20 protein-coding genes are annotated in these 24,685 nt (G+C 64.7%); 9 read left to right on the top strand and 11 right to left on the bottom strand.

Annotated features, from left to right (window positions below):
- Positions 1 to 13: 13 nt before the first annotated feature.
- From GRI48_RS01915 to lexA, 6 genes are all read left to right on the top strand, one after another.
- On the top strand, positions 14 to 625 hold the full coding sequence (locus GRI48_RS01915) for an anthranilate synthase component II (RefSeq protein ID WP_160670618.1): 612 nt from the start codon (positions 14 to 16) through the stop codon (positions 623 to 625).
- A complete protein-coding gene (gene trpD, locus GRI48_RS01920; RefSeq protein WP_160670621.1) occupies positions 622 to 1,614 on the top strand; it encodes an anthranilate phosphoribosyltransferase in 993 nt (330 codons plus the stop codon). The genes GRI48_RS01915 and trpD overlap by 4 nt, the downstream gene beginning before the upstream one ends.
- A complete protein-coding gene (gene trpC / locus GRI48_RS01925) occupies positions 1,611 to 2,402 on the top strand; it encodes an indole-3-glycerol phosphate synthase TrpC (RefSeq protein ID WP_160670624.1) in 792 nt (263 codons plus the stop codon). Before trpD ends, trpC begins: the two co-directional genes overlap by 4 nt.
- Entirely contained in the window at positions 2,399 to 2,872 is a 474-nt protein-coding gene (moaC, locus tag GRI48_RS01930) for a cyclic pyranopterin monophosphate synthase MoaC (RefSeq protein ID WP_160670627.1), read from the top strand. Before trpC ends, moaC begins: the two co-directional genes overlap by 4 nt.
- On the top strand, positions 2,869 to 4,077 hold the full coding sequence (locus tag GRI48_RS01935) for a molybdopterin-binding protein (protein WP_160670630.1): 1,209 nt from the start codon (positions 2,869 to 2,871) through the stop codon (positions 4,075 to 4,077). Before moaC ends, GRI48_RS01935 begins: the two co-directional genes overlap by 4 nt.
- Positions 4,078 to 4,162: 85 nt before the next feature.
- A complete protein-coding gene (lexA, locus tag GRI48_RS01940; RefSeq protein WP_160670633.1) occupies positions 4,163 to 4,855 on the top strand; it encodes a transcriptional repressor LexA in 693 nt (230 codons plus the stop codon).
- A 25-nt stretch (positions 4,856 to 4,880) separates the two neighbouring features.
- Here the strand turns inward: lexA and GRI48_RS01945 are convergent, their stop codons facing one another.
- Positions 4,881 to 7,061, bottom strand: coding sequence for a ComEC/Rec2 family competence protein (locus GRI48_RS01945; RefSeq protein ID WP_160670636.1), 2,181 nt, complete (start codon positions 7,059 to 7,061; stop codon positions 4,881 to 4,883).
- A 27-nt stretch (positions 7,062 to 7,088) separates the two neighbouring features.
- On the opposite strand from GRI48_RS01945, the gene gltX reads away from it, so the two are divergent.
- Positions 7,089 to 8,513: a glutamate--tRNA ligase gene (gene gltX / locus GRI48_RS01950; protein WP_160670639.1), complete on the top strand. Its 1,425-nt coding sequence runs from the start codon at positions 7,089 to 7,091 to the stop codon at positions 8,511 to 8,513.
- Between the two features lie 19 nt (positions 8,514 to 8,532).
- Entirely contained in the window at positions 8,533 to 9,819 is a 1,287-nt protein-coding gene (locus GRI48_RS01955; RefSeq protein WP_160670642.1) for a citrate synthase, read from the top strand.
- 4 nt (positions 9,820 to 9,823) lie between these two features.
- On the opposite strand, the gene GRI48_RS01960 is transcribed toward GRI48_RS01955, so the two are convergent.
- The 3 genes from GRI48_RS01960 to GRI48_RS01970 are packed head-to-tail and all read right to left on the bottom strand — an operon-like array spanning position 9,824 to position 13,376.
- Entirely contained in the window at positions 9,824 to 11,194 is a 1,371-nt protein-coding gene (locus GRI48_RS01960) for a sensor histidine kinase (RefSeq protein WP_160670645.1), read from the bottom strand.
- Positions 11,191 to 12,153, bottom strand: coding sequence for a hypothetical protein (locus GRI48_RS01965; RefSeq protein ID WP_160670648.1), 963 nt, complete (start codon positions 12,151 to 12,153; stop codon positions 11,191 to 11,193). The genes GRI48_RS01960 and GRI48_RS01965 overlap by 4 nt, the downstream gene beginning before the upstream one ends.
- Before the next feature lie 23 nt (positions 12,154 to 12,176).
- Positions 12,177 to 13,376, bottom strand: coding sequence for a hypothetical protein (locus GRI48_RS01970; RefSeq protein ID WP_160670651.1), 1,200 nt, complete (start codon positions 13,374 to 13,376; stop codon positions 12,177 to 12,179).
- 142 nt (positions 13,377 to 13,518) lie between these two features.
- Here GRI48_RS01970 and GRI48_RS01975 point away from each other — a divergent pair, with 142 nt between their 5' ends.
- Entirely contained in the window at positions 13,519 to 16,143 is a 2,625-nt protein-coding gene (locus tag GRI48_RS01975; protein WP_160670654.1) for a coiled-coil domain-containing protein, read from the top strand.
- Positions 16,144 to 16,146: 3 nt separating this feature from the next.
- On the opposite strand, the gene GRI48_RS01980 is transcribed toward GRI48_RS01975, so the two are convergent.
- The 7 genes from GRI48_RS01980 to nuoL all read right to left on the bottom strand — a co-directional run bounded on the left by GRI48_RS01980 (position 16,147) and on the right by nuoL (position 24,680).
- Positions 16,147 to 16,428: a DUF1467 family protein gene (locus tag GRI48_RS01980; RefSeq protein ID WP_160670657.1), complete on the bottom strand. Its 282-nt coding sequence runs from the start codon at positions 16,426 to 16,428 to the stop codon at positions 16,147 to 16,149.
- A gap of 4 nt (positions 16,429 to 16,432) precedes the next feature.
- Positions 16,433 to 18,013, bottom strand: a complete 1,581-nt coding sequence (locus tag GRI48_RS01985) for a ribonuclease J (RefSeq protein WP_160675236.1) — start codon at positions 18,011 to 18,013, stop codon at positions 16,433 to 16,435.
- A 65-nt stretch (positions 18,014 to 18,078) separates the two neighbouring features.
- Positions 18,079 to 18,858 carry a type III pantothenate kinase gene (locus tag GRI48_RS01990; protein ID WP_160670661.1) on the bottom strand — a complete coding sequence of 260 codons (780 nt, stop codon included), beginning with the start codon at positions 18,856 to 18,858 and terminating at the stop codon, positions 18,079 to 18,081.
- A 2-nt stretch (positions 18,859 to 18,860) separates the two neighbouring features.
- Complete coding sequence (locus tag GRI48_RS01995) at positions 18,861 to 19,580, bottom strand: biotin--[acetyl-CoA-carboxylase] ligase (protein WP_160670664.1); 720 nt, start codon at positions 19,578 to 19,580, stop codon at positions 18,861 to 18,863.
- Positions 19,577 to 21,046 (bottom strand): NADH-quinone oxidoreductase subunit NuoN, encoded by a 1,470-nt coding sequence (gene nuoN / locus GRI48_RS02000; RefSeq protein ID WP_160670667.1) that lies wholly within the window; start codon positions 21,044 to 21,046, stop codon positions 19,577 to 19,579. Before nuoN ends, GRI48_RS01995 begins: the two co-directional genes overlap by 4 nt.
- Positions 21,046 to 22,620 carry an NADH-quinone oxidoreductase subunit M gene (locus GRI48_RS02005; protein ID WP_160670670.1) on the bottom strand — a complete coding sequence of 525 codons (1,575 nt, stop codon included), beginning with the start codon at positions 22,618 to 22,620 and terminating at the stop codon, positions 21,046 to 21,048. Before GRI48_RS02005 ends, nuoN begins: the two co-directional genes overlap by 1 nt.
- The gene (gene nuoL, locus GRI48_RS02010) at positions 22,620 to 24,680 is read right to left on the bottom strand and encodes an NADH-quinone oxidoreductase subunit L (protein ID WP_160670673.1); all 2,061 of its coding nucleotides are present in this window, start codon (positions 24,678 to 24,680) and stop codon (positions 22,620 to 22,622) included. Before nuoL ends, GRI48_RS02005 begins: the two co-directional genes overlap by 1 nt.
- Positions 24,681 to 24,685: the final 5 nt, after the last annotated feature.

The raw sequence follows: 24,685 nt of genomic DNA on the forward strand, positions 1-24,685 counted from the left end.
CGATGGCCGCCCGATGATCCTAGTCATCGATAATTACGACAGCTTCACCTTCAACCTTGTCCATTACCTGATGGAACTGGGTGTCGAGGTCCAGGTCGAGCGTAACGACGCCTTGTCGGCAGCCGATGCAATCCGGACTGAAGCAGCAGGCTTTCTGATTTCCCCCGGCCCTTGCACGCCGAACGAGGCCGGCATCAGTCTCGAACTCGTCGCGGCCTGTGCGGATGCGCGCAAGCCTTTGCTCGGCGTGTGCCTCGGCCACCAGGCGATCGGCCAGCATTTCGGCGGTACGGTCGCGCGCGGCGGATTGATGCACGGCAAGACCTCGCCGGTCGATCATGACGGTACGGGAGTGTTCGCCGGCCTACCCTCGCCCTTCACCGCGACCCGGTATCACTCGCTTATCGTGGAAGGCATCCCCGATGCGCTACGGGTCAATGCGACGAGCGAGACTCCCGGCCTCGACGGGACGAGCGTGATGGGCTTCCGGCACCGCGACCTGCCGATCCACGGTGTCCAGTTCCACCCCGAAAGCATAGCGACAGAACACGGCCACGCCTTGCTCGCAAACTTCCTGCGGGTTTGCGGGCTCGATCCGGTCATGCCGAACAGGCTGGCGGCATGAAGACGCTTCCTGCAGCTGACGCCCATCTGACCGAGGACGAAGCCGAGGAAGTCTTCGGCGCCATTCTGGACGGCGAGACGAGCGAGGAGGAGATTGCCCGCTATCTCGTCGATCTGTCCGATCGCAGCGAAACCTCCGAAGAGATTGCAGGCGCGGCCCGGGCGCTGCGCGCGCGTCTCGTTCCGATTTCCGCGCCCCCGGGTGCGATCGATGTTTGCGGAACGGGCGGCGACGGCCATCACACGCTGAACGTATCGACTGCGGTCGGGCTGGTCGTCGCGGCTTGCGGTGTTCCGGTGGCGCGACACGGCAACCGGGCGGTCTCGTCGCTGGCCGGCGTCGCCGATACACTCGAGGTCCTTGGCCTCGACATGGCTGCCGCGGGGCAGTCCGCCGAGCGTACGCTCAACGAGATCGGCATCTGCTTCCTGTTCGCGCCAAATCACCATCCGGCGATGGGCCGCATCCAGCCCATTCGCAAGAAGCTCGGCCGCCGCACGATCTTCAACCTGATGGGCCCGCTCTCCAACCCCGCGCAGGTCGAGCGGCAGCTGATCGGCATCGCGCGCCCTGCCTATGTTCCGATCTACGCGCGGGCGAAGGCAAGGCTCGGCGGCGAGCACACGATGATCGTCTCCGGCGACGAGGGGCTCGACGAACTCAGCCTTGCCGGGGGGAACGAGCTAGCCGACGTGCGCGGCGCGGATTTCGAGATGCGCCGCGTCGATGCAAGCGCTGTCGGCCTCGACCATGCGCCGGTAGAAGCCATTCGCGGCGGCGATGCGGCCCACAACGCAAAGGCGCTGAAGGCCCTGCTGCAAGGAACGCCCGGTCCCTATCGCGACGCGGTGCTGCTCAATGCGAGCGCGGCCTTGCAAGTTGCCGGAAAGGCGACAGGCTGGACCGACGGCGTTGCCATGGGGGCCGAGGCCATAGACAGCGGCTCTGCCGAGGCGCTGCTCGCCCAGTGGATCGACCTGACCCGATGAACAAGCTCGAGGAAATCTGCGCCACGAAGCGCATCGAGGTCGCTGCGCGCCGCGCGGCGGAATCGATCACCGCGCTCGATCACCGGGCGGCCGGCCAGTCCGCGCCGCGGGGATTCCGCGCGGCACTGGAAGCCAAGGCCAAGGCGGGCTTCGCACTGATTGCGGAAGTGAAGAAAGCATCGCCTTCCAAAGGGCTGATCCGAAAGGATTTTAAGCCTGCCGATCATGCGCGCGCTTACGAAAACGGAGACGCAGCCTGTCTCTCCGTTCTGACCGATGCGCCCTATTTCCAAGGTCATGAGGACTATCTGATGGAAGCGCGCGCGGCGTGTTCCCTGCCGGTCCTGCGCAAGGACTTCATGGTTGAGCCCTGGCAGGTCGCCGAAGCGCGTGCGATCGGCGCCGATGCCATCCTCATCATCGTCGCCGCGCTAGATGATACGGCGATGGCCGAAATCGAGGCGGCAGCGATCGAGCGCGATATGGACGTGCTGGTCGAAGTCCACGACAAAGCCGAAATGGAGCGCGCCGCTCGCCTCAAATCCCGGCTGATCGGCGTAAACAATCGCGACCTCAGGACTTTCACCACCGATCTCGCCACGACGGAGCGGCTTGTCCCGCTCGCACCCGAGGGAACACTGCTGGTCGGCGAGAGCGGGATTTCGACGCATGCGGATTGCGAGCGGCTCGCCGCGAGCGGCGTGCGCACTTTTCTCGTCGGCGAAAGCCTGATGCGGCAGCCCGACGTCGAGGCGGCGACCCGCTCCCTACTGACGGGCACGGCATGACCGAAAAGCTCACGCATCTCGACGATACCGGGGCGGCCCGCATGGTCGACGTCGGCGGTAAGACGCAAACGCAGCGTGTCGCGATCGCCAGCGGCACGATCCGAATGCAGCCGGATACGCTCGAAGCGGTTCGCCTGGGCAATGGCCCCAAGGGTGACGTTCTCGGCGCGGCGCGGATCGCCGGGATCATGGCCGCGAAGAAGACTGCAGACCTCATTCCGCTGTGCCATCCGCTGCCGCTGGATTCGGTCAGCGTGGATTTCACCTTCGAAAGTGGCGCCATCAGGGCGACCGCAACTGCCAGCATCACCGGCAGGACCGGCGTCGAAATGGAAGCCCTTACAGCAGCTTCGATCGCATTGCTTACAATCTACGACATGGCCAAGGCGCTGGAGAAGGGCATGGTCGTCTCCGACATCCGGCTGCTCGAGAAGCGCGGTGGCAAGTCGGGCGACTGGCGCGCATCGTGACAGGCACGCAGCCGCCGATCCCGCTCGACGAAGCGTTGGACCGGCTGCTGCGCGGCATCGAGCCCCTTGCAAGCGAACACCTCGATACAGAGCAGGCAATCGGCCGGTATCTCGGCGAAGACCTGGTGGCCCTACGCACCCAGCCCGCGACGGACCTGTCGGCGATGGACGGCTATGCCCTGCATGCAGATGACGACCGGGGCCCCTGGCAGGTTGTCGGCGAAAGCGCCGCCGGACACCCGTTCCGCGGGAGCTTCGGTCGGGGCGAGGCAATCCGCATCTCTACCGGCGCACACATGCCGGAAGGCGACATGGCGGTGCTGCTCCAGGAAAACTGCACGCGCACCGGCGAGGTCATCGCGCTCAACGGCGAAGGCGAGCCGACAGCGCGCCATATCCGGCGTGCCGGTTACGATTTTTCCAAGGGGCAAGTCTTGCTTCCTGCCGGAACACGCATCGATGCCAACCAGATGGCGCTCGCATTGGGATCGGGCCACGCAAGGCTGTGCGTTCACCGGCTTCCTTCCCTCGCGGTAATCGACAGCGGCGACGAGTTGGCACCGTCTCCCGAAGATTGTCCCGCGCACCGGATTCCGGCGACCAACGGCGCCATGCTGGAAGCGCTGGCGCGCGCCCCTGCTGGCCGGATCGAACGCCTGGGACCGGTGGCCGATACGATGGAGGCTTTGCTGGCCGCGCTCGACAATGCAGGCGCTTGCGACGTGATCGTCACCACGGGCGGTGCCTCGGTGGGCGATCACGACCTCGTGCGCCCGGCGCTCGAACGATGGGGCGCGCGCATCGATTTCTGGCGGGTTGCCATGAAGCCGGGCAAGCCCCTGATGGTCGGGCGCAAAGGAAGTCAGGTCATCCTCGGGCTGCCGGGCAATCCCGCCTCCGCCTACGTCACGGCGTTCCTGTTTCTGCTCCCGCTCTTGCGGAAGCTGGCAGGCTGCCTGAGACCGGGGCCGCAGGCCATCTCGTTACCGACGGCGCTCGATCTTGCGCCGGGTCATGCCCGAAGGGAGTTTCTCCGCGCCACCGTAGCCGAAGGGAAGGTCCATCCGGTCCTTGAACAAGATTCCGCTGGCTTGCTGGCCTTGGCGACCGCGACCGCCCTCATCGATCGACCGCCGAACGCACCCGAGACGAAAGCGGGAACATATGTTCCGGTGTACCTGCTCGAAAATGGCGGGATTGCTTGACTTCACCTATTTGGTTGCCTAATTGTTCCGCATTCGTTCGCATTCGCGAGTCGAAGGAACAGATGGCTATCACGGAGCCCGGCCCATGCTGACGGCAAAACAGCACGAATTGATCCGCTTCATCCAGCAGTGTCTCGAAGAGACGGGCATCTCGCCCAGCTTCGAGGAAATGAAGGAAGCGCTGGACCTCAAGAGCAAGTCGGGCGTCCACCGCCTCATCTCGGCGCTGGAAGAGCGCGGCTTCATCCGCCGCCTGCCGAACCGGGCACGGGCTCTCGAAGTGCTCAAGCAGCCGGAGGATGCGATTTCTACCGCCCCGCGCGCTCGCGCAGCGAACGACATGGTGGCAGCCGCGACCAAGCCGACCGCGTCGCGCCAGTCCGAAGCGGCGAACGATGTCATCGAGATACCGCTGCACGGCCGCATTGCCGCCGGTGCCCCGATCGAGGCGCTTGAAGGTCAGAACTCGCTGCCGGTCCCTGCCGCCCTGCTCGGTCCGGGCGAGCATTATGCGCTCGAAGTCTCGGGCGATTCGATGATCGAAGCGGGTATCTTCGACGGCGATTTTGCATTGGTCCGCCGCACGGACAGTGCTCGCGATGGGGAAATCGTGGTCGCACTGGTCAACAATGAGGAAGCGACGCTGAAGTACCTGCGCCGCGAGAACGGTCGCGTCCGCCTCGATCCGGCAAACGCCAGCTACGATCCGCAGATCTACGATGCCGGGCAAGTGCAGGTCCAGGGCAAGCTCGCCGGGCTCCTGCGCCGATACCACTAATTTCGTGACGCGGGGCGCGTGGAGCTTATGGCTCCTCGTCCCGCCACCACCCGTGTTCGCCTTGGTGATCGGCTACCCGGTTGATCCTTTTCCGCTCCAGAAACAGGGCGAGGCCACCTGTCTGCCGCATCATCCGCGCATCGGCCTTCAGCCAGCGCGGGCGACAGCTTCGCGGCAACCAGCGATCGGCGACCACGATATCGATTTCGCTGCAGGCGGCTGCAAGTGCGCGCTCCTCGATCCTGTCGTGGCTCCGTGCCATCAGTAGCGTCCATCTCCTGCCGCCACGATCGAGCATAAGGGTGCAGAAATCGCGAGAGCAGCGCGCCGCCGGCCAGTCTGCAAGGGCAATCGGTTCGCCATTCATTCCTGCCATTTCGAGCAGATTGTCCTTCGCATAATCGGATCGCCCTTCGCGCAGGACAAGCAGCCTGTCCCCCTCGCCCGCGATTCCCACATGGCGCGCGTCACTAGAGATCAAAACATCCGGCGTCGGCGTTACCGCGAGAAGCAGGGTCGCAACGGCAGCCGGCGCCAGGCCAAGCAGGCGCGCTCGCCCACGCCACAAGCCCAGCCACAGTCCGCCTGCGAGGAACAGGAAGTAAGTAAATCCGCCGATCTGCGGGAACAGCTTGATCGCACCTGGCTGCGCTGCGGTGAAATGCGCGATCCCGACCAGCAGCTCCAGCGAATGCTGCGTCAGCCACCATGCCGGTGCGCCAAGGCCCGCCAGATCGAGCAACAGGCCGAGCGCGATCAGCGGCATGGTCACGAATGTTACCAGCGGTATTGCCACGACATTCGCGAACGCGCCGTAGACCCCGCCACGATGAAAGTGGAAAAGAACGATCGGCATCAGTGCGAATTCGATGACGAGCCCCGTGGCGAGCAACATCGTGCCACGCCGCCCGATCCGGGCCTGCCAACTCTCCTCGCGCGGAGCGAGGAATCGCCGCACCGGCCCCGCATTGTGGAGCGCGACGATGGCCAACACCGCGGTGAAGCTCATCTGGAAGCTCGGCCCGACCAGCGATTCCGGCCAGACGAACAGCACGAAAGCCGCCGCGACGGCAACCATGCGGATGCTCAGCGGCTCCCGTCCCATCGCCAGCGCGAGCAGCACCAGCACCGCTCCGATGCAGCTGCGGACGGTCGGAACCTCGCTGCCGGTCAGGATCGTATATCCGATGCCGAACAAAGCGCCGATGGCCGCAGCAACGACCGGCAGGCGGACCCGCAACGCGAGCCACGGCCAGAGCGCGAGAAGTTTCAAAGAGAGGAAGTAGCCTGCCGCGATCACCGCGCTGACATGCAGGCCGCTGATCGAGAGCAGGTGGGTCAGCCCGCTGTCGCGCATCGCCTCTTCGTCGGCATCGCTGATCGCGCCCCGGTCCCCGCTCGCAAAAGCGGCAGCGATCGACGCCGGCGAGCCGCTCATCTGCGACCTCACGTGGCCTGACAGGCGGCGCTGGATGCCTGCCAGGCCCGTGCGCTCAAGGCTCTCCTCGACCAGTTCGACCGGACCGAGGATGGAGCCGGTCGCCGACAATCCCTGGAACCACGCGGCACGGGCAAAGTCGTAGCCGCCCGGTAGCATCGGCGGTGCGGGCGGCATCAAGCGGGCGCGAAGCCGGATGACTGCGCCCTCGCGAAAGCGTGGGTCGTCCCGGTCCAGCGCCAGGTTGAGACGGATCTTGCGCGCTACGCCGGCCTCGGGATCGTGCATGGCGACCGTTAGGCGCACGCGCTCGCGCGCAGGTTGTTGCTCCCGCTCGAGGATCCGCGCTTCGAAGCGTTCGACCCGGGGATAATCGATCGCCTCGACCCCGACGCTGGCCGAGCGTGCCCAGACGATCAGCACGCCGGCGGCAAGCGCGAGTGCCAGGCCGGTTAACGCCAGCGCCAGTTCGCTCCGATCCGGTCGGTCCCGGTAGCGTGTGCTTGCAGCGATCGCGGCGAGTATGCTCGCTCCGACCAGCGCGCTCCACTGCCAAGGCCCATCGAGCACGAACCACGCGGCAATCCCGCCGGCAAAGGCAACCGCCAGCCACGGCCCGCGATCGAAACCGGCCCGGCGCAGAAATTCGTTCGCGCCCCTTGCAAAACTGGACAAACCGGTACGCTTGCGCCAAGTGCGCTGCACCGCAGCATCAAGGCTGCCCGCATTATCTCCCATCGGGACAGCCGGGCCCTGGTTAGTCGCCATTGGGCCATCGAAAGGAAGCGCTTTTTCATGGCAAGCGAAGGTGGATTAAAAGACGGCAAGGTGGTCACCCGCTTTGCTCCCTCTCCCACCGGATTCCTGCATATCGGCGGCGCGCGTACTGCGCTGTTCAACTGGCTGTTCGCGCGCCATAACGGCGGCACGGCGCTGCTGCGGATCGAGGATACCGACAAGAAGCGCTCGACGCAGGAAGCGATCGACGCGATTCTCGACGGGCTCGACTGGCTCGGGCTCGATTACGACCAGGAGCCGGTATTCCAGAGCGAACGCGCAGCGCGTCACGCCGAAGTTGCGAACGAGCTGCTGGCCAGTGGCAACGCGTACAAATGCTTCGCCACTCCCGAAGAGCTCGAAGCCATGCGCGCCGACCAGCGCGCCAACAAGCAGCCGATGCGCTATGACGGGCGGTGGCGCGATCGCGATCCTGCCGAGGCGCCCGAAGGCGCCCCCTTCGTGATCCGGCTCAAGACCCCGGCCGATGGCGAGACGACGATCGAGGACGCGGTCCAGGGCAAGGTCTCGGTCAAGAATGCCGAGATCGACGACTACATCCTGCTGCGCGCCGACGGCACGCCGACCTACATGCTGGCCGTGGTTGTCGACGATCACGACATGGGCGTCACCCATGTCATTCGCGGCGACGATCATCTCAACAACGCGTTTCGCCAGCTGCCGATCTATCGCGCTATGGGTTGGCCGGAGCCGGTCTATGCGCATGTGCCCCTGATCCACGGCAATGACGGTGCCAAACTGTCGAAGCGCCACGGTGCGTTGGGGGCAGAAGCCTATCGCGATGAGCACGGCATTCTGCCGGAAGCGCTGTTCAACTACCTGCTTCGCCTTGGCTGGGGCCACGGCGACCGCGAGGAAATCACCTGGGACGAGGCGATCTCGCTGTTCTCGCTCGATGGTGTCGGAAAGAGCCCTTCCCGCTTCGACATGAAGAAGCTGCTTCACCTCAACGGTCATTATATTCGCGAGGCGGACGATGCGCGGCTAGCCGCACTGGTTGCGCCGCGGATCGGTGACGCCGCAGACGAGGCTTTGCTCGCCGAGGCCATGCCGGTTCTCAAGCCGCGCGCCCGCGATCTGGACGAATTGGCCGAAGGCGCCGCCTTCCTGTTCCGGCAACGTCCGCTGCAGATGACCGACAAGGCCGAGGCGCTGCTCGATGACGAGTCGCGGGCGCGCCTCGCAGGGATTTCGGCCCTTCTGTCGCAGGAAAACGACTGGACTTTGGAGGCTCTGGAGGCCAGTTTGAAGGCCTATGCCGAGGAGCTCGAAGTGGGTCTCGGCAAACTGGCGCAGCCATTGCGAGCTGCGCTGACCGGGACGACCACGTCGCCCGGGATTTTCGATGTTCTGGTCCTGCTCGGCCGGGAAGAATCGCTTGCTCGCATCGACGCGCAGGCGCACCCGGCCAGCAAGGACTAAATTGGTAAGGAGAACGCATTTGGCAGACAAGCAGGCACAGCTCGATCTGGCGGGAAAGACGACCGATTTTCCGGTCCTCGAAGGCAGCATCGGGCCGGATGTCGTCGACATCCGCGCGCTCTACGGCAAGACCGGCGCCTTCACCTACGATCCCGGTTACAAGTCGACTGCCAGTTGCGAAAGCGCGCTCACCTACATCGATGGCGAGGAGGGAATCCTTCTCCACCGCGGCTATCCGATCGGTCAGTTGGCCGAGCATTCCAGTTTCATGGAAGTCGCCTATCTGCTTCTCAACGGCGAGCTGCCCAGCGGCGAAGATCTCGACGATTTCACGCACACGATCACCTACCACACGATGCTGCATGACCAGATGCGGCAGTTCTATCAGGGTTTCCGCCGCGACGCGCACCCGATGGCGATCATGTGCGGCGTGGTGGGAGCGCTGTCGGCGTTCTACCACGACAGCACCGATATCTCGGACCCCGAGCAACGCAAGATCGCCAGCCACAGGCTGATTGCGAAGATGCCGACGATCGCCGCGATGGCCTACAAGTACTCGGTCGGTCAGCCGTTTCTCTATCCCGACAACACGCTGAGCTACACCGGCAATTTCCTGCGGATGACGTTCGGCGTTCCGGCTGAGGAATACGAAGTGATCCCGGCCGTCGAAAGCGCGATGGACAAGATCTTCATCCTCCACGCCGATCATGAACAGAACGCCTCGACTTCGACCGTCCGGCTCGCCGGGTCGTCTGGCGCCAACCCGTTCGCCTGCATCTCGGCCGGTATCGCCTGCCTGTGGGGCCCGGCACACGGCGGCGCCAACGAAGCTGCGCTCAACATGCTGCGTGAAATCGGGACGCCGGACCGGATCCCGCACTACATCGAGCGTGCCAAGGACAAGAACGATCCGTTCCGCCTGATGGGCTTCGGCCACCGCGTCTACAAGAACTACGATCCGCGGGCCACGGTCATGCAGAAGACCGTTCGCGAAGTCTTTGATGCCCTCAAGGTCACCGATCCGGTGTTCGAGACCGCCCTGCAGCTCGAGGAAATGGCGCTCAACGACGACTATTTCAAAGAGAAGAAGCTGTTCCCCAACGTGGACTTCTACTCGGGTGTCATTCTGTCGGCGATCGGATTCCCGACCACCATGTTCACCGCATTGTTCGCCCTCGCCCGCACAGTGGGCTGGGTTGCACAGTGGAACGAGATGATCTCCGATCCCGCACAGGTCATCGGTCGTCCGCGCCAGCTCTACACCGGGCCGACGCAGCGCGATTACGTGCCGGTCGACAAGCGCTGAGGCATCAATCGAGGGCGGGGACGCTCAGCGTGAAGCGAGCGCCCCGCCCCGGTTCGCTCTCCACGGTCAGCTCTCCGCCCATCGCACGGGCTATCCGGCGCGAAATGTAGAGCCCGAGCCCCGAGCCACCGTCGCCGCTGCGACCCAGGCGTTCGAATTTCTCGAAAATCTTGCGTTGCTGGTCTGCGTCCAGCCCCGGGCCCTGATCGGCAACGGTCAGTGTCGCATGGTCGCCGGTCCGCCCGATCGATAGGGAAACCGTGCTGCCTTCCGGCGCATAGCGGATGGCATTGCCCACCAGGTTCAGCACCACTTGCATGACCCGCCGGAATTCAGCCCTGGCCATCTGGCTCGCCTCCGCACCCGGCAGCACCAGATCTATCCCGCGTTCCTGAGCCTTTCCGCCTAGGATACCGCTTGCCCTGCGCACCGCGTCGATGAGGTCGATCTGATCCGGCGCGGTATGGAAATCGTCCTTCTCGACCGCATCGAGGTCCGCGAGGTCGTCGATCAGGCCGAGCAGATGCTGCGCCGCGTCGGCAATATCCCCGGCGTACTCGCTGTATTCCTTCTTCAGCGGCCCGGCGAGGCGCGAGCGGATGGTTTCCGCATTGGCGATGATGCGCCCGATCGGTTCGCGCAGGACCGGTGCGATGTCGCGTCCGATCGGCGTTGCATCGGCATCGCTCGCTTCGAGCGGCTTGCGCGAGGGCAGCGGCGTATCGGCAGTCAGGTAAAGCTGGAACCCCGCGCTGCCTTGCTCCGCCTGTCCCAGCGGGACGAGCGAAGCGGTCCACAACCTGGACGAGCCTTCGATCACGCAGCGCGCACCGTCGAGAATACGCCAGTGCATCGGCTGCTCATGCCCGAGTTCCGGCAATTCCAGGAAATCGGTCCAGGCGCGGCCCAGCCCACCTTCCATCCGTTCGACAAGGCCGGCAAGATCGCCTGCATCGCTGCTGACCGAAAGGACGCGTTGACCGGGGCCGAGCCGGGCTGAAAATTCCGCCAGCTGGCGGTCGATCTCGCGAATTCGTCGTGCCTCGGCTTCTTCGGTTTCGGGCGCCTGCGCCTCTATGTTCCAGGACACGACGCCGATGTCGCATCCTGCTTCGCCACCCTGTCCGACTGGCGTTACTTCGACCCATGCGGAAACGTGGCGCTCGCCATCGAAAGCGCGGACCTCGCGCGAAAGGCGAAGACCGTACTCGCGCGACCTTCGAACGAGCGCGAGCAGTTCGGGAACCGCGATCACCCCCTCGAGGCTGCCGCCGCACTCGCCGTGCAACCGGGCGAGCAGCTCGTCGGCCTCGACCAGGCGGTCCGCCGCATCGCTTCGCCCTACGGCCAGATAGGTCGTCGTGGTGATTGTCATCGCGGCAACCCGCTTGCGGCATCGTCGAGTATCGCTGCCGCCTCGTCCGGATCGATGGCACTGCTGCCCGGGGGCAGGCTCACCGAGGGATGAAGGAAGACTAGCTGCAGGTCGACGGAATGGGGCTTCAATCCGGTCGCGCGGAGCGACAGCAGCAGCCGAGCCGCCTGCGATTCATTGGTCGAGAGGATGATGCGGTTGCGCGGTTGGCCCGATGCTGCGGCCAGAGCGCTGACGAAAAGCGCTACACCGGCGTGTTCGATCGAGAGCGCAGCCGTGACGCCTTTCCCCATCGCCACGACCAGGCGTTCCAGCAGGCCCAGGCGGCTCGTGCTGCTGTCGAAAGCGGCACGCAGCGCGCCCTCGGCGGCGTCGAGCGCGTTTACGCTGGCTGGCCCGGCCTTCCCGCGCCAGCACTGAAGCGCTTCGTGGAAAAGCTCGGGCGGCAATTCGCCTAGCGGCAACTCCATCCTGCGCTGCGACTGGGCGAAGCGAGCCTGCGCCGCGAGCGCGGCCATGCCCAGTCCCGAAGTCGAGGTCTCGTCGGAGGCGATCAAGGCCTGGACGAGCGGGGAAAGGACCGGGTCGAGCGCCCGTTCAGATTCCATCCGCAGAGCCAATTGCCATTCCAGCGCGACGGCGTGGCAATGGGCGAGCAATGCCGAATGGTCGATCAGCGCCCGAAACAACGCCTGGGTCCGCCTCGGATCGGGCACGAAGTCCCGATCGCTGTCGCTCGCGTGCATTTCGGCGGCAATCAGCTCTCGAGCCATGCCTGCGAGCATGCCGCGAACGCGCGCCACGACCTCGTCGCTGAACAACGCATGGTCGGCATTGCCGAGCAGGTGGCCGAGCACCGGCGCCACCTTGGCAAGATCGCCGTCGCCACGCGCCAGCCTTTCAGCGAGCTGGTCGACGTGGTCGGTCTTCGCGGAACTGATCTGGGCGCGCTCGATCATGCGATGAACCTAGCACAGCGTAGTTAAGCGGGCGTTAGCCGCGCCTGTCGCTGCACGAGCAGCAGGAGGCCGATGATCGCGAGGCACAAACCGGCCATGGCAGGCTTGAGCAAGCCGATCCCTGCGCCGATCGCGAGGACGATGTAAACGAGCGTACGATCCTTTAAGGGCGCGAGCAGGCGCGACTGGCTCACCTGTTCCGAAAGGTGAAGCAGGCCGATCAGCATCAGGGCAAGGACCCCCATCTCGATACGCGGGCCTCCGTCAGCGGCGAGCACGGACAGCGCGACCAGACTGACATCGAACACGAGTGAAAAAGCCGTAGCAACCCATTGCTTTTGGCTGCCCTTCTGCCGGATGGCCGCTAGCATATCGCTCAAGGAACGGCCGATGTCCCGCGCAAAGGATCCGAAGGCGAGCAGGCCAAGCCCCAGAACCGGCATGCCTTCGGAGGCCGCGGCAACCGAGCCGACGGCGCAGACTGCCCCTATTATCGACGCGGGAAGACCTGTCGCCTGCCGGTCGAGCGCCCTGCCGGCAAAGCGGAGCGCGATCACGTCCGCCAGAGAGCGCGTCGGTTGGGCCAGGCCGCTGTGTTTGGCAAACCGCCGCAGGAATTCGGTTTCCTGTGCGGCGAGCTGCGTTTCGTCGCGTGCGAGCAGCCAACCTGCGCGCATGGCTTTCGCCCCGTCGATTGGGACTACCCTGGTGCCGCGCTGCAGTGCGATTCGCAGCAATGCGGACACCGGATCGATATCGACCGGCAACTGCGAAAGCGCTTCGATACTCGCCCCGCTGGCCCGCAATACGCCCGCCCACGCCCATTCGCCGTCGATCCGCTCGTACCCTTCCTCGACCGCGCCTTCCGCCGGTATCACGAGCACACCCGATCGCTCACCCAGGTGCTTTTCGACCGCCGCGCCCGCCGGCAGGACACCGTCGCCGAAGAGGAGCAATTCATCGCCGGCCGCGACTTGCCCCAGCAGCGACCTGGCACCCGATACGGCAGTAAACTTGACGCCCAGGTCGCGCGCGGCATCCTGCAGGTCGATCACCTCGGCATCGATCGTGTCGACCAGGCACACTACGCGGTCGGCACCCATGCGCACCGCCAGCTCTATCTGGCGCTCGGCAATGCTCTGCCCGGCGAAATGCAGCAGTCCGCGGGGAATTTCTCCGCCGCTTTCCGGCTCGGCACAAATTGATAGCAGTGCCACCAGCACGCGCGAATTCTCCCGTCTCGAAGCCCGACCTTATCGGCTTGCCGCCACCTTGACCACGGCATTCGCACCCCGATCGGGCAAACCAAAAGGTGGCGCAGGTTAACGCTCTTTCACCATTGCAGAAACATGGTAGATTTGCCCGATGACATCCGGAACGCATATTCGCGCGGTCGACGAGACGAAGCCTGGCAAGGATCTGCTGGCCGAAGACGCGCCGCTGGAACTCGACCAGCCCGCAGATAGCGATGGCGAGTGGGTCGACTGGGTCGACGAGCCCGCAGCGACGGCCCGTCGTCCGATGGACTACTTGTTGCCGGCGGTTTTCGGTCTCGCCATCGCAGGTTGGACGGGTTTCTTCGCTTTCGTAAGGCGCGCGGAGATCCTGGCCGGTGCGAGCGGCGAGCAGTGGATCGGCTTCATCACCCAATGGGCGATACCCGTGCTGCTGGTGATCGCGGTCTGGCTGCTGGCGATGCGGTTGAGCCGCCGCGAAGCGGCCCGGTTCGGCGATGCCGCCGCTGCCCTGTCGTCCGAAGCGCGCGAACTGGAGACGCGCCTTTCGGTCGTCAATCGCGAGCTGAGCCTGGCGCGCGAGTTCCTCGGCGAGCAGTCGCGCGAACTGGATTTCCTGGGCCGGACCGCTGCGGACCGGCTGTCCACGCATGCCGACAGGCTGCAGGCGCTAATTCACGACAACAGCGCGCAACTCGACACGATCGCTTCAGTGAGTACCTCGGCAGTCGAGAACATGGACCGCTTACGCGACGACCTGCCGGTGATCGCCAATTCGGCCCGCGACGTGACCAATCGCATCGCCGGCGCTGGTCGCGAAGCGCATATTCAGGTCGCGGACCTCGTGACTGAGTTCGAGCGGTTGCAGGAAATTGGCGAAGCGAGCGAGAAGCAGGTGGCGTCCTTCCGGTCGCGCGTGGACGACGCCGTCGCCGCATTCCACCAGCAGGCCGGCCAGCTCGGCGACGTTGCCGACCAGCGGTTCGCGGCCCTGCGCGACAGGTCCGACCAGTTCCGCCACGAGCTTGCCGCGCGCGAGGTCGACGCGCTGGCCGCGATGCGTACGCGCGCGGACCAGCTGGACGAACAGATCGCCGCAGCACGGCTGGCGCTCGAAGCGGAGGAAGAGGAAGCGCTGAAGTCGCTGAGGTCGCGGGTCGAGACGCTTCGGGACGAGGCTGGCACCATCTCTCGCTCCGTCCGCAATGCGGAAGACCATGCTGCCACGGCCTGGCAGGGACAGATCGAGCAGATCCGGGCACGACTGGTCGAAGCGATCGAAGAGATCCAGCGCATCGACGCTCTCGCACTGGAGAATGCACAGGCGAAAATGGCCGGTCTGCGCCAGGAAGCCGAGAACATCGACGCGAAGCTCATCGAGCGCAACGCCGTTTTCGCATCGGAGCTCGAGAAGCGGCAGAAGATCTTCGCCGACGACGAGGCCAGTGCGATCGCTGCCCTACACGAACGCCTGGCATTCCTGGACGAGCAGGTGGCATCGCGCCAAGATGCCCGCATCGAGCAGGCACGCACGTTCGCGGGCGAGAGCGACGCGCTGGTTGCTCGGATCGATGGCCTCGGCGAGGCGCTGGACGCGATGGCCGAACGGGCAATCCAGGTCGAATCGGTGCTCGGTACCGGTGCGGACACTCTACATGCCAAGCTCGGAGAGAGCCGGGAAGCGATCGACGCGACGAAAACCGTGCTCGCAGACCTGACCGAAGCGAGCGTGCGCCTGCTCGAACTTATCCAGGCGGGATCGCAGCACAGCAAGGGCGAGCTTGTAGAATCGATCGGCGTCGCCAACCGCCAGCTAGAACAGATCGAGGAGCGCGGACAGGCGATGCGGCTGATGCTCGAGGCCTCCGAAGAACGCGGCAAGTCGCTATCGGATTATGTCATCCGCGCTCGCACCGTGAGCGAGGAGACGGCCGGCCACATCGACCGGCTCCACGAGGGCTTCGATCAGCGCAACCGCCAGCACATGCACGAGCTCGGCCGGTTGCAGGAGCAGCTCGTCACGCTGTCGACGCAGAGCGATGCCCTTTCGCAGCGCGCCAGGACAGAGCTGTCAGAAGCGATCGAACAGCTGGAAGGCGCGGTGCGTGCCGTCGGGTCGAGCCTTGCGGAGACATCGCGGGATAATGTCCGCAAGCTGGCCGACGAAGTCGGCGAAGAAAGCGCCAAGGCGGTCGAACGCGCCCTCAGCGAACATACACGGCAATCGATCTCCGACGTCGAACAGGCGGCGGCTCGCGCCTCTACCGTCAGCCGCGAGGCCGCCGGTCAGCTCAGGGACCAGCTCGTCAAGGTGGACGAGCTTGCCGGCAATCTCGAAGCGCGCGTCGCACGGGCGCGTGAGCGGGCCGAGGAAAACACCGGCAATGATTTCGCCCGGCGCATGGCGCTCATCACCGAAAGCCTCAATTCGAATGCTATCGACATCTCAAAGGCACTGGACAGCGAAATTCCGGACACGACCTGGGCATCCTATCTGCGCGGTGACCGGAGCATTTTCACCCGCCGCGCCGTACGCCTGGTGGACAATGTTTCGGCTCGCGATATCGCCGAAATCTACGATAACGACACGGCGTTCCGCGACCAGGTGGCCCGCTATGTCGCCGATTTCGAGGCCATGCTGCGCTCGGTTCTCTCGACCCGCGACGGCAACGCGCTGGGCGTCACATTGCTTGGTTCGGACATGGGCAAGCTCTATGTCGTGCTGGCGCAGGCGATCGAGCGCCTGCGCGACTAGCGATCAGCTGCCGCGGGCCGGCGGTTCGGGAAAAATCCTGATGTCGTCGATCCCGATCCAGCCATACACGTAGTTCAGGACGTAGATCGTCGTCAGCACCATCGCGACGAGGGTGGCGCGAACCACGAGCTTGCCGGGCCGGAAGTTGCCAGGTGCGCTGTCTGCCTGTCCGGGCACCTTGTCGATGCCGAGCTCGTCGTGCGTGCGAACGCCGAACGGCAGCAGGACGAATGCGCTCATCACCCAGAACAGGGCGTAGATTGCGAGTATCGAGGTCCACTGCATCGCGTCAGTCGCCCAGCATCATCACGCGGACCTGCGGGCGCTTGCCGCTCCAGCGCTGCGCCGCCCTGCGCGTCGCGAGACGGGTGGCTTCGGAAATCTCGGAGCGGTCCTTGCGCGCGGCGCCCTTGAGCCGCGCGATGGCCTTTTCGATATCTGCCGTCGCCTCGAGAACGAACTGCGGCATGTCCTCGTCGAGCGGCAGGCCGAAAGCCTCGATATGCGGCTGCAGCTTGCGGTCGAGCACGACGACGATCGCACCATCGCGCATGATCCGCCGGCGCATGGTGATCGCCTCGCCATCGGCCGGCACGATGAGATCCCCGTCGAGCAGCAGCCTGCCGGTCTGCACCTGAGCGATCCGTTCCGCCTTGCCGGGCGCGAGCCGCACGATGTCGCCGTTCTTCTGGACGATATTCGCCGCGATCCCGTGCGCTTTGCCGACACGCGCCTGTTCGGCCATGTGCTTCATCTCGCCATGCACTGGGACGAGCACGTCGGGCCGCAACCAGCTGTACAGGGCTTCCAGCTCCGGGCGGCCCGGATGACCGGATACGTGAATCAGTTCCTGCCGATCGGTGACCATCACGATGCCGCGCTCGGCGAGCTTGTTCTGGACTGCGCCGATCGAAATTTCGTTGCCGGGTATCTGCCGGCTCGAGAACAGCACCACGTCTCCGGCGACCAGTTCGATCGGGTGGTTCTCCTCCGCGATGCGGGCAAGCGCAGCGCGTGGTTCGCCCTGCCCGCCGGTCGCGACGATCAGGACTTCTCCACGCGGCAGGCTCATCGCCGTGTCGAAATCGACCGGCTTCGGGAAATCCTGGAGGTAGCCATTGTCCTGCGCGACCTCGATGATGCGGTCGAGGGACCGGCCCGCTACGCACAGCTGCCGGCCGGTCGCCTTCGCGACTTCGCCGAGCGTGTGCAGGCGCGCGACGTTGCTGGCGAAGGTGGTGACCAGTACGCGCTTGCCGGCGTGCCGCTTCACCTCGTCCATCAGGCCCTTGTAGACCGCCCCTTCCGAGCCGCTCGGCTGCGGATTGAAGACATTGGTCGAATCGCAGACAAGCGCGAGAATGCCTTCATCGCCCAGTTCGATCAGTTCCTGCTCGGTCGTCGGATCACCGATTATCGGCTCGTCATCGAGCTTCCAGTCGCCGGTGTGGAACACCGTGCCGTAGGGCGTTTCGAGCAGCAGCGCGTTGCCTTCCGCGATCGAATGGGCGAGCGGCACGTAGGTGACGTCGAACGGGCCGATCGCGAAATTGCCGTGGTCTTCCTCGACCACGTGTACTTCGACCGTATCAAGCAGACCGGCCTCGGCCAGCTTGCGCCGCACCAGATCGGCGGTGAACGGGGTCGCCCAGATCGGTACGCCCAGTTCCTCCGCGAAATAGGGGACCGCGCCGATGTGATCCTCGTGCGCGTGGGTGAGCACGATCCCGAGGAGATCGTCGGCACGCTCCTCGATGAAGTCGAGGTCGGCAAAAACCAGGTCGACACCGGGATACTGGTCGCCGCTGAACGTCATGCCCAGGTCGACCATCAGCCACTTCCCGTCGCATCCGTAAAGATTGACGTTCATGCCGATCTCGCCCGACCCGCCGAGCGCAAGGAAGAGCAGTTCGTTTTCGGGGGAGTAATCGCGTCTCACGCAGTGCCCGCCCGTTCCGCGAGGATCGCCAGCCCGTCGAGCGTGAGGTCGGCATCGACCGCATCGAAAGCATCCGTGTGCTGGTCGAACAGGATCGCCAGGCCTCCTGTCGCGACCACCGTGAGATCGCGTCCGATCTCGGCCTTCATGCGCCCGATCAGCCCCTCCATCATCGCGACATAGCCCCAGAATACGCCGACCAGCATCTGATCCTCGGTATTCGTGCCGATCACGCTGCGCGAACGCGGTGCCTCGATTGCGATCCGGGGCAGCATCGCAGTCTTGCCGACGAGCGCATCGAGCGAGAGGTTGATGCCGGGGGCTATGATCCCGCCCTTGTATGCCCCGTTGAAATCAATCGCGTCGAACGTCGTCGCGGTACCGAAATCGACGATGATCAAATCGCCGTCGAACTTGGCGTGGGCGGCAAGCGCGTTGAGCGCGCGGTCGGCGCCGAGCGATCGCGGGTTGTCGACGTCGATCTGGAAATTCCAGCAGGCCGCACCCTGCCCGGCGACCAGCGGCGTGATGTCGAAGTATTTCTCCGCCAGCACGGTCAGGTTGTGAATCGCCCGCGGCACGACCGTGCCCACGATGATCTGGTCGATATCCTGCCGCCCCAGCCCTTCGAGCTCGAGCAGTTGCATCAGCCAGACCGCATATTCGTCTCCCGTGCGACGGGGATCGGTCGCAATGCGCCAGCGGGCCTTGATCTCGCGCCCCTCGTAAAGCGCAAAGACGACATTTGTGTTTCCGACATCGGCGACAAGCAGCATCTTCAATTCCTGGTGGCGAGCATCACATCGCCCGCATGGATGGCACGGAGCGAGCCGTCAACCAAGCGCAGTCGCAGCGACCCGTCGCTGGCGAGCCCGGCGTAGGATCCTTCGACGATCGCGCCGTCTGGTTCGTGCACCGTCAGCGGCGTCCCCTCGATATGGGCGACAGCCTGCCAGCGACGCAACAGCGGGTCGATCCCGAAATCGCGCCAACGAGAAAGCTCGGTCGCAAAGCTGGCGGCCAGCGCGTGCGCGAAAGTGTCCCGGACGGGTGCCGGGCCGAGCGCGGAAAGCGCCACCGTCTCGCGATCCGGCAACTCCGGGGCTTTCGCGAGGTTCACCCCGATCCCTACGATCACGGCATCCTCGACCCGCTCCAGCAGGATTCCGGCGAGCTTGGCATTGTCCAGCAGCAGGTCGTTGGGCCATTTGAGCGAGAGCCCGGCACGCCCCTGAACCATCGGCGTGACCGCCTCGTACAGGGCGAGGCCTGCCATCAGGGCAAGCGTCGGCGGTGGCGGATCGTTGGGGCCGAGCAGGACAACGGTGGAACCCATGAAATTGCCCGACCCGTCGAACCAGGCGCGGCCCTGGCGCCCCCGGCCGGCAGTCTGGCGGTCCGCGACCAGCCAGTCACCCTCGCCCACGCGCTCGCGAGCCGACAGGCGCGTTGCGAGATCGGCGTTGGTCGAGCCGGTTTCGGCGATAAACTCGATCAAATGGTCAGCAGCAGCGCTTGCGCGGCATGGTCGGCCCAGTTGCCGAGCCATCCGTTGAGCAGATAGCCAAGCGGCGACACGAACAGCGTCGCGGCCAGCAGAACCACCCAATGCGCCGTGCCGGGCTTGCCGGTTACCACGCCAGCTGCATCGTCGAAGTACATCACCTTGACGATCTTGATGTAATAGAACGCGCCGATCACGCTCGCCGCAATACCGAGGACCGCCAGCGGCAGCAGGTCCGCTTCCACCGCAGCCTGGAATACCACGAACTTGCCCCAGAAGCCGAACAGCGGCGGAATGCCGGCGAGGCTGAACATCATCGCAGCAAGGCAGGCGGCGAGCAGCGGCTGCGTCGTCGAAAGTCCGGCGATATCGGCAATGCTCTCGACCTGGTCGCCCTCTGCATTGCGCAGCATCAGTACGGCAACGAAGCTGCCGATGGTCATTGCAACGTAGATCGCGAGGTAAACGAGCATCCCGCTCGCGCCCGCAGCCGTTCCGGCAGCCAGACCGATGAGGATGAAGCCGACATTGTTGATCGAGGAATAGGCCAGCAGGCGCTTGACGTTAGCCTGACCGATGGCGCCGAGCGCACCGATCACGATCGATGCCAGGGCCGCGAATACGACGATCTGGCGCCAGGCATCGATCTGGCCACCGAAGGCATCGAGCGCCATGCGCATCAGCACCGCCACGGCCGCGACCTTGGGCGCACTGGCGAAGAACGTGGTCACCGGCGTGGGCGCGCCTTCGTAGACGTCCGGCGTCCACATGTGGAACGGCACAGCGGCGATCTTGAAGGCGAGGCCTGCAAGGACGAACACTACCCCGAAGAGCGCTCCGGTCGACAGGCCACCGGCGAAGGCAGTGCGAATGCCGGCATAGGAGGTCGAGCCGGCGAAGCCGTAGGTCAGGCTCATGCCGAACAGCAGGATCCCGCTGGCGAGCGCGCCGAGTACGAAATACTTGAGCCCTGCTTCGGCCGAGCGCGTGTCGTGCCGCATGAAGCTGGCAAGAACGTAGGACGACAGGCTGCTGAGTTCGAGACCAATGTACAGCGTCATCAGGTTTGTCGCAGAAACCATCAGACCCATGCCGAGCACGCTGAAGACGATCAGCAAGGGATACTCGGGACGGTAGGTCGCGGCACTGCGGACGAAGAACGGCTGCGAAACCGTCAGAACCGCGATCGCCGCGAGGCCGATCAGTATCTTGGCGAAACCGGCGAAACCGTCGGCTGCGAACTGGTCACCGAAAGCAAAGACATCCGGGCCGATCGCGGCACCGCCGTTCATGGATGCGACTGTGAAAGCCATCGCGCCGACGATGATCGCGACTGCAAAGATCGACATGGCGCGCGCGGACTTCTCGCCGAGCCAGGCTGCCAGAAGCGTCATCGCGAGCCCACCGAGGCTGAGGACCAGCTCCGGTGCGATCAGCGAGAGGGACTTGCCGAATTCCATCAGTGTGCCCCCTCGGCAGCGGATTCGTCGCCGTGCGCTTCACCGCCGGCGGAATGGTGGATTGCATTGGCAGCTTCTGCCCGCGGCTCGCCGACGACGAGCATGGAATCTCCTGCCGGAGCGGAGCGTTCGAGGCGCGCATCGAGTGCGGCTATGTCGGCGCGCATCGGTGCAAGGAAGCTCTCGGGATAAACGCCCATCCACAGCACGCCTGCGGCGATCGGCGCGAGCATCGCCCATTCGCGCAGGTTGAGATCCGGCATGGCGGCTGCATCGGCGTTCTTCTGCTCGCCGAATGCGACGCGGCGATAGAGGTAGAGCATGTAGGCCGCGCCCAGGATGATGCCGGTCGTGCAGACCAGCGTGACAAGCGTCGAGACCTCGTAGATGCCCGCCAGCGCGAGGAATTCACCCACGAAGTTGCTGGTGCCCGGCAAGCCCACGCTGGCCATCGTGAACAGCATGAAGAAGATCGCGTATTTCGGCATGTTGATCGAAAGCCCGCCGTACCGGTCGATCTCGCGCGTGTGCAGACGGTCGTAGATGACGCCGACACAGAGGAACAGCGCGCCCGAGACGAGACCGTGACCGAGCATGACCATCATCGCGCCTTCGAGCCCCTGCACGTTGAACGCGAACAGGCCGACCGTCACGATCGCCATGTGGGCAACCGAGGAGTAGGCGATCAGCTTCTTCATGTCGTGCTGCACCAGCGCGATCAGGCTGGTGATGACTACCGCCAGCATCGAGAGAATGTAGATCAGCCAGGCGAACTGCGCGCTCGCTTCGGGGAACATCGGCAGGCTGAAGCGGATGAAGCCGTAGCCACCCATCTTCAGCAGCACGCCGGCCAGGATCACCGAGCCCGCAGTCGGCGCCTGGACGTGCGCGTCAGGCAGCCAGGTATGGACCGGCCACATCGGCATCTTGACCGCGAAGCTGGCGAAGAACGCGAGCCACAGCCAGGTCTGAGCCTGCGCCGGGAAATCGTACTGCATCAGCGTCGGGATGTCGGTCGTCCCGGCCTCGTTCACCATCCACAGCATGGCGATCAGCATCAGGACCGAACCGAGCAGCGTGTAGAGGAAGAACTTGTAACTCGCGTAAATGCGGTTGTCCCCGCCCCACACGCCGATGATCAGGTACATCGGGATGAGGCCGGCTTCGAAGAAGATGTAGAACAGGAACAGGTCCTGCGCTGCGAACACGCCGATCATCAGCGTTTCCATGATCAGGAACGCGGCCATGTATTCGCCAACGCGCTTGGTGATCGAATCCCAGCTCGCGAGGATGCAGATCGGCATCAGGAAGACCGACAAGGCGATCAGCAGCAGGGCGATGCCATCGATCCCGAGTGCGTAGCTGAAGCCGGCGAAAATGTCCGCCCGCTCGGTGAACTGCCACTGCGCCCCGCCGATGTCGTAGCTCAGCCACAGGACCACGCCGAGCGCGAGGTTGACCAGCGTCGCGACCAGCGCGGTCATCCGCGCAGCCCCGGCATCGAGGAAATAACATGCGATACCGGCCACCAACGGCACGGCGAGCATCAGCGAAAGGATGGGAAAGCCCTCCATCAGAACAGCACCCAGCTGATTGCCGCGACAAGGCCGAGAAGCATCACGAGCGCGTAGCTGTAGAGATAGCCGGATTGGACCTTCCTGGCCGCGATCGTGCCTTTCTCGACAACCCAGGCCGCACCGTTGGGTCCGAACCTGTCGATCAGCCCGACGTCGCCGCGCTGCCAGAACACCCTGCCGAGCCAGAACGCGGGAACGACGAACAGGTAGTGATACAGTTCGTCGAACATCCACTTGCGGTAAACGAAGGTGTAGATCGGACCGAGCTGCTCTGCGACCTTTCCCGGGAAGCTGGTGTTGCGGATATAGCCGTACCAGGCGATCACGAAGCCGAGCACCATGACGATGAAGGCGGCGTATTTCACCAGCGTAGGCACCCCGTGCATCGCGTGGATCAGCGGCTCGTTGTAGAAGATCGAACCGTTCCAGAACGCCGCGCTGTCGAGGAAGCTCGGCGCGAAGACCTGGCCTGCTGCGATCGCGCCCAGGCTCAGCACGGCGAGCGGGATCAGCATCGAGATCGGACTTTCGTGCGGGTGGTAACCCGCGGTCCCCGCTTCGTAGTCGGACGAAGGCGCATGATGCTGCACGTCGTGGCCGGCATCTTCCTGGCGCGGCGGATTGTGTTCGTCGGGCTCGTCATGGCCGTGGTGGACGGCGTGCTGGATATGTTCGCTGTCGGCCCAGCGCGGCTTGCCGAAGAAGGTCAGGAACACGAGGCGCCAGCTGTAGAAGCTGGTCAGCAGCGCGGCGAAGACGCCCATCCAGAAAGCGAAGGTCGCAGCTTCCGTCCCGCGAGCGAAAGCGACCTCGATGATCGCGTCCTTCGACCAGAAACCGGCGAAGCCCGCATGTAGGTCGTAGACACCGAAGCCGGTGATCGCGAGCGTGCCCATCATCATCGCCCAGAAGGTCAGCGGGATGTGCTTACGGAGCCCGCCGTAATACCGCATGTCCTGCTCGTGATGCATCGCGTGAATGACGGAGCCGGCCCCCAGGAACAGCAGCGCCTTGAAGAAGGCGTGGGTGAACAGGTGGAACATCGCCGCGCCGTAGGCGCCGACGCCGGCGGCGAAGAACATGTAGCCGAGCTGCGAGCAGGTCGAATAGGCGATGACCCGCTTGATGTCCCACTGGGTGGTGCCGATCGTCGCGGCGAAGATGCAGGTTGCAGCGCCGATTACCGTGACCACCGTCAGGGCGACCGGTGCGGCTTCGAACATCGGCGAAAGGCGGCAGACCATGAAGACGCCTGCGGTGACCATCGTCGCGGCGTGGATAAGCGCCGAGACTGGAGTCGGGCCTTCCATGGCGTCTGGCAACCAGGTGTGGAGCCCGAGCTGCGCGGACTTGCCCATCGCACCGATGAACAGGAGGATGCACAGGATATCCATCGTCTGCAGCCGCATGCCGAGGAAGCCGATGCTCGCCCCGCTCATTGAAGGCGCCGCCGCAAGGATTTCCGGGATCGACACCGTCCCGAACACGAGGAACGTGCCGAAGATGCCAAGCATGAAGCCGAGATCGCCGACGCGGTTGACCACGAAGGCCTTCATCGCGGCAGCGTTGGCGCTGGGCTTCCTGAACCAGAACCCGATCAGCAGGTAGCTGGCGAGGCCCACGCCTTCCCAACCGAAGAACATCTGGACGAGGTTGTCGGCGGTCACCAGCATCAGCATGGCGAAGGTGAACAGCGACAGATACGCGAAGAAGCGGGGCTGATCCGGATCCTCGTCCATGTAGCCCCAGCTGTAGAGGTGGACGAGTGCGGAAACGGTGGTGATCACCACCAGCATGACCGCAGTCAGCGTATCGACACGCAGCGCCCAGTCGAAAGTCAGATCGCCGCTCTGCACCCAGGTGAGAACCTCGACGACGCCGGCTTCGGAGGTGCCGTTGAGGAACCCGATGAAGATCGGCCAGCTCAGCGCACAGGAGACGAACAGCGCGCCGGTCGTGATCGCCTTCACCACGGTGTTGCCGAGCGCACGGTTGCCGAGCCCGCCGACGATGGCCGCGAGCAAGGGCAGGAAGACGATAAGCAGGATCGTGTTCACGGGGT

This window comes from Qipengyuania oceanensis, from assembly GCF_009827535.1.
Classification (GTDB): Bacteria; Pseudomonadota; Alphaproteobacteria; order Sphingomonadales; family Sphingomonadaceae; genus Qipengyuania_C; species Qipengyuania_C oceanensis.

What these genes read in the sequence shown, in the direction of transcription:
- GRI48_RS01915 (WP_160670618.1), top strand. Translation starts at nt 14, where the DNA reads ATGATCCTAGTCATCGATAATTACGACAGCTTCACCTTCAACCTTGTC.
- trpD (WP_160670621.1), top strand. Translation starts at nt 622, where the DNA reads ATGAAGACGCTTCCTGCAGCTGACGCCCATCTGACCGAGGACGAAGCC.
- trpC (WP_160670624.1), top strand. Translation starts at nt 1,611, where the DNA reads ATGAACAAGCTCGAGGAAATCTGCGCCACGAAGCGCATCGAGGTCGCT.
- moaC (WP_160670627.1), top strand. Translation starts at nt 2,399, where the DNA reads ATGACCGAAAAGCTCACGCATCTCGACGATACCGGGGCGGCCCGCATG.
- lexA (WP_160670633.1), top strand. Translation starts at nt 4,163, where the DNA reads ATGCTGACGGCAAAACAGCACGAATTGATCCGCTTCATCCAGCAGTGT.
- GRI48_RS01945 (WP_160670636.1), bottom strand. Translation starts at nt 7,061, where the DNA reads ATGGCGACTAACCAGGGCCCGGCTGTCCCGATGGGAGATAATGCGGGC.
- gltX (WP_160670639.1), top strand. Translation starts at nt 7,089, where the DNA reads ATGGCAAGCGAAGGTGGATTAAAAGACGGCAAGGTGGTCACCCGCTTT.
- GRI48_RS01960 (WP_160670645.1), bottom strand. Translation starts at nt 11,194, where the DNA reads ATGACAATCACCACGACGACCTATCTGGCCGTAGGGCGAAGCGATGCG.
- GRI48_RS01965 (WP_160670648.1), bottom strand. Translation starts at nt 12,153, where the DNA reads ATGATCGAGCGCGCCCAGATCAGTTCCGCGAAGACCGACCACGTCGAC.
- GRI48_RS01975 (WP_160670654.1), top strand. Translation starts at nt 13,519, where the DNA reads ATGACATCCGGAACGCATATTCGCGCGGTCGACGAGACGAAGCCTGGC.
- GRI48_RS01980 (WP_160670657.1), bottom strand. Translation starts at nt 16,428, where the DNA reads ATGCAGTGGACCTCGATACTCGCAATCTACGCCCTGTTCTGGGTGATG.
- GRI48_RS01985 (WP_160675236.1), bottom strand. Translation starts at nt 18,013, where the DNA reads ATGAACGTCAATCTTTACGGATGCGACGGGAAGTGGCTGATGGTCGAC.
- GRI48_RS01990 (WP_160670661.1), bottom strand. Translation starts at nt 18,858, where the DNA reads ATGCTGCTTGTCGCCGATGTCGGAAACACAAATGTCGTCTTTGCGCTT.
- nuoN (WP_160670667.1), bottom strand. Translation starts at nt 21,046, where the DNA reads ATGGAATTCGGCAAGTCCCTCTCGCTGATCGCACCGGAGCTGGTCCTC.
- GRI48_RS02005 (WP_160670670.1), bottom strand. Translation starts at nt 22,620, where the DNA reads ATGGAGGGCTTTCCCATCCTTTCGCTGATGCTCGCCGTGCCGTTGGTG.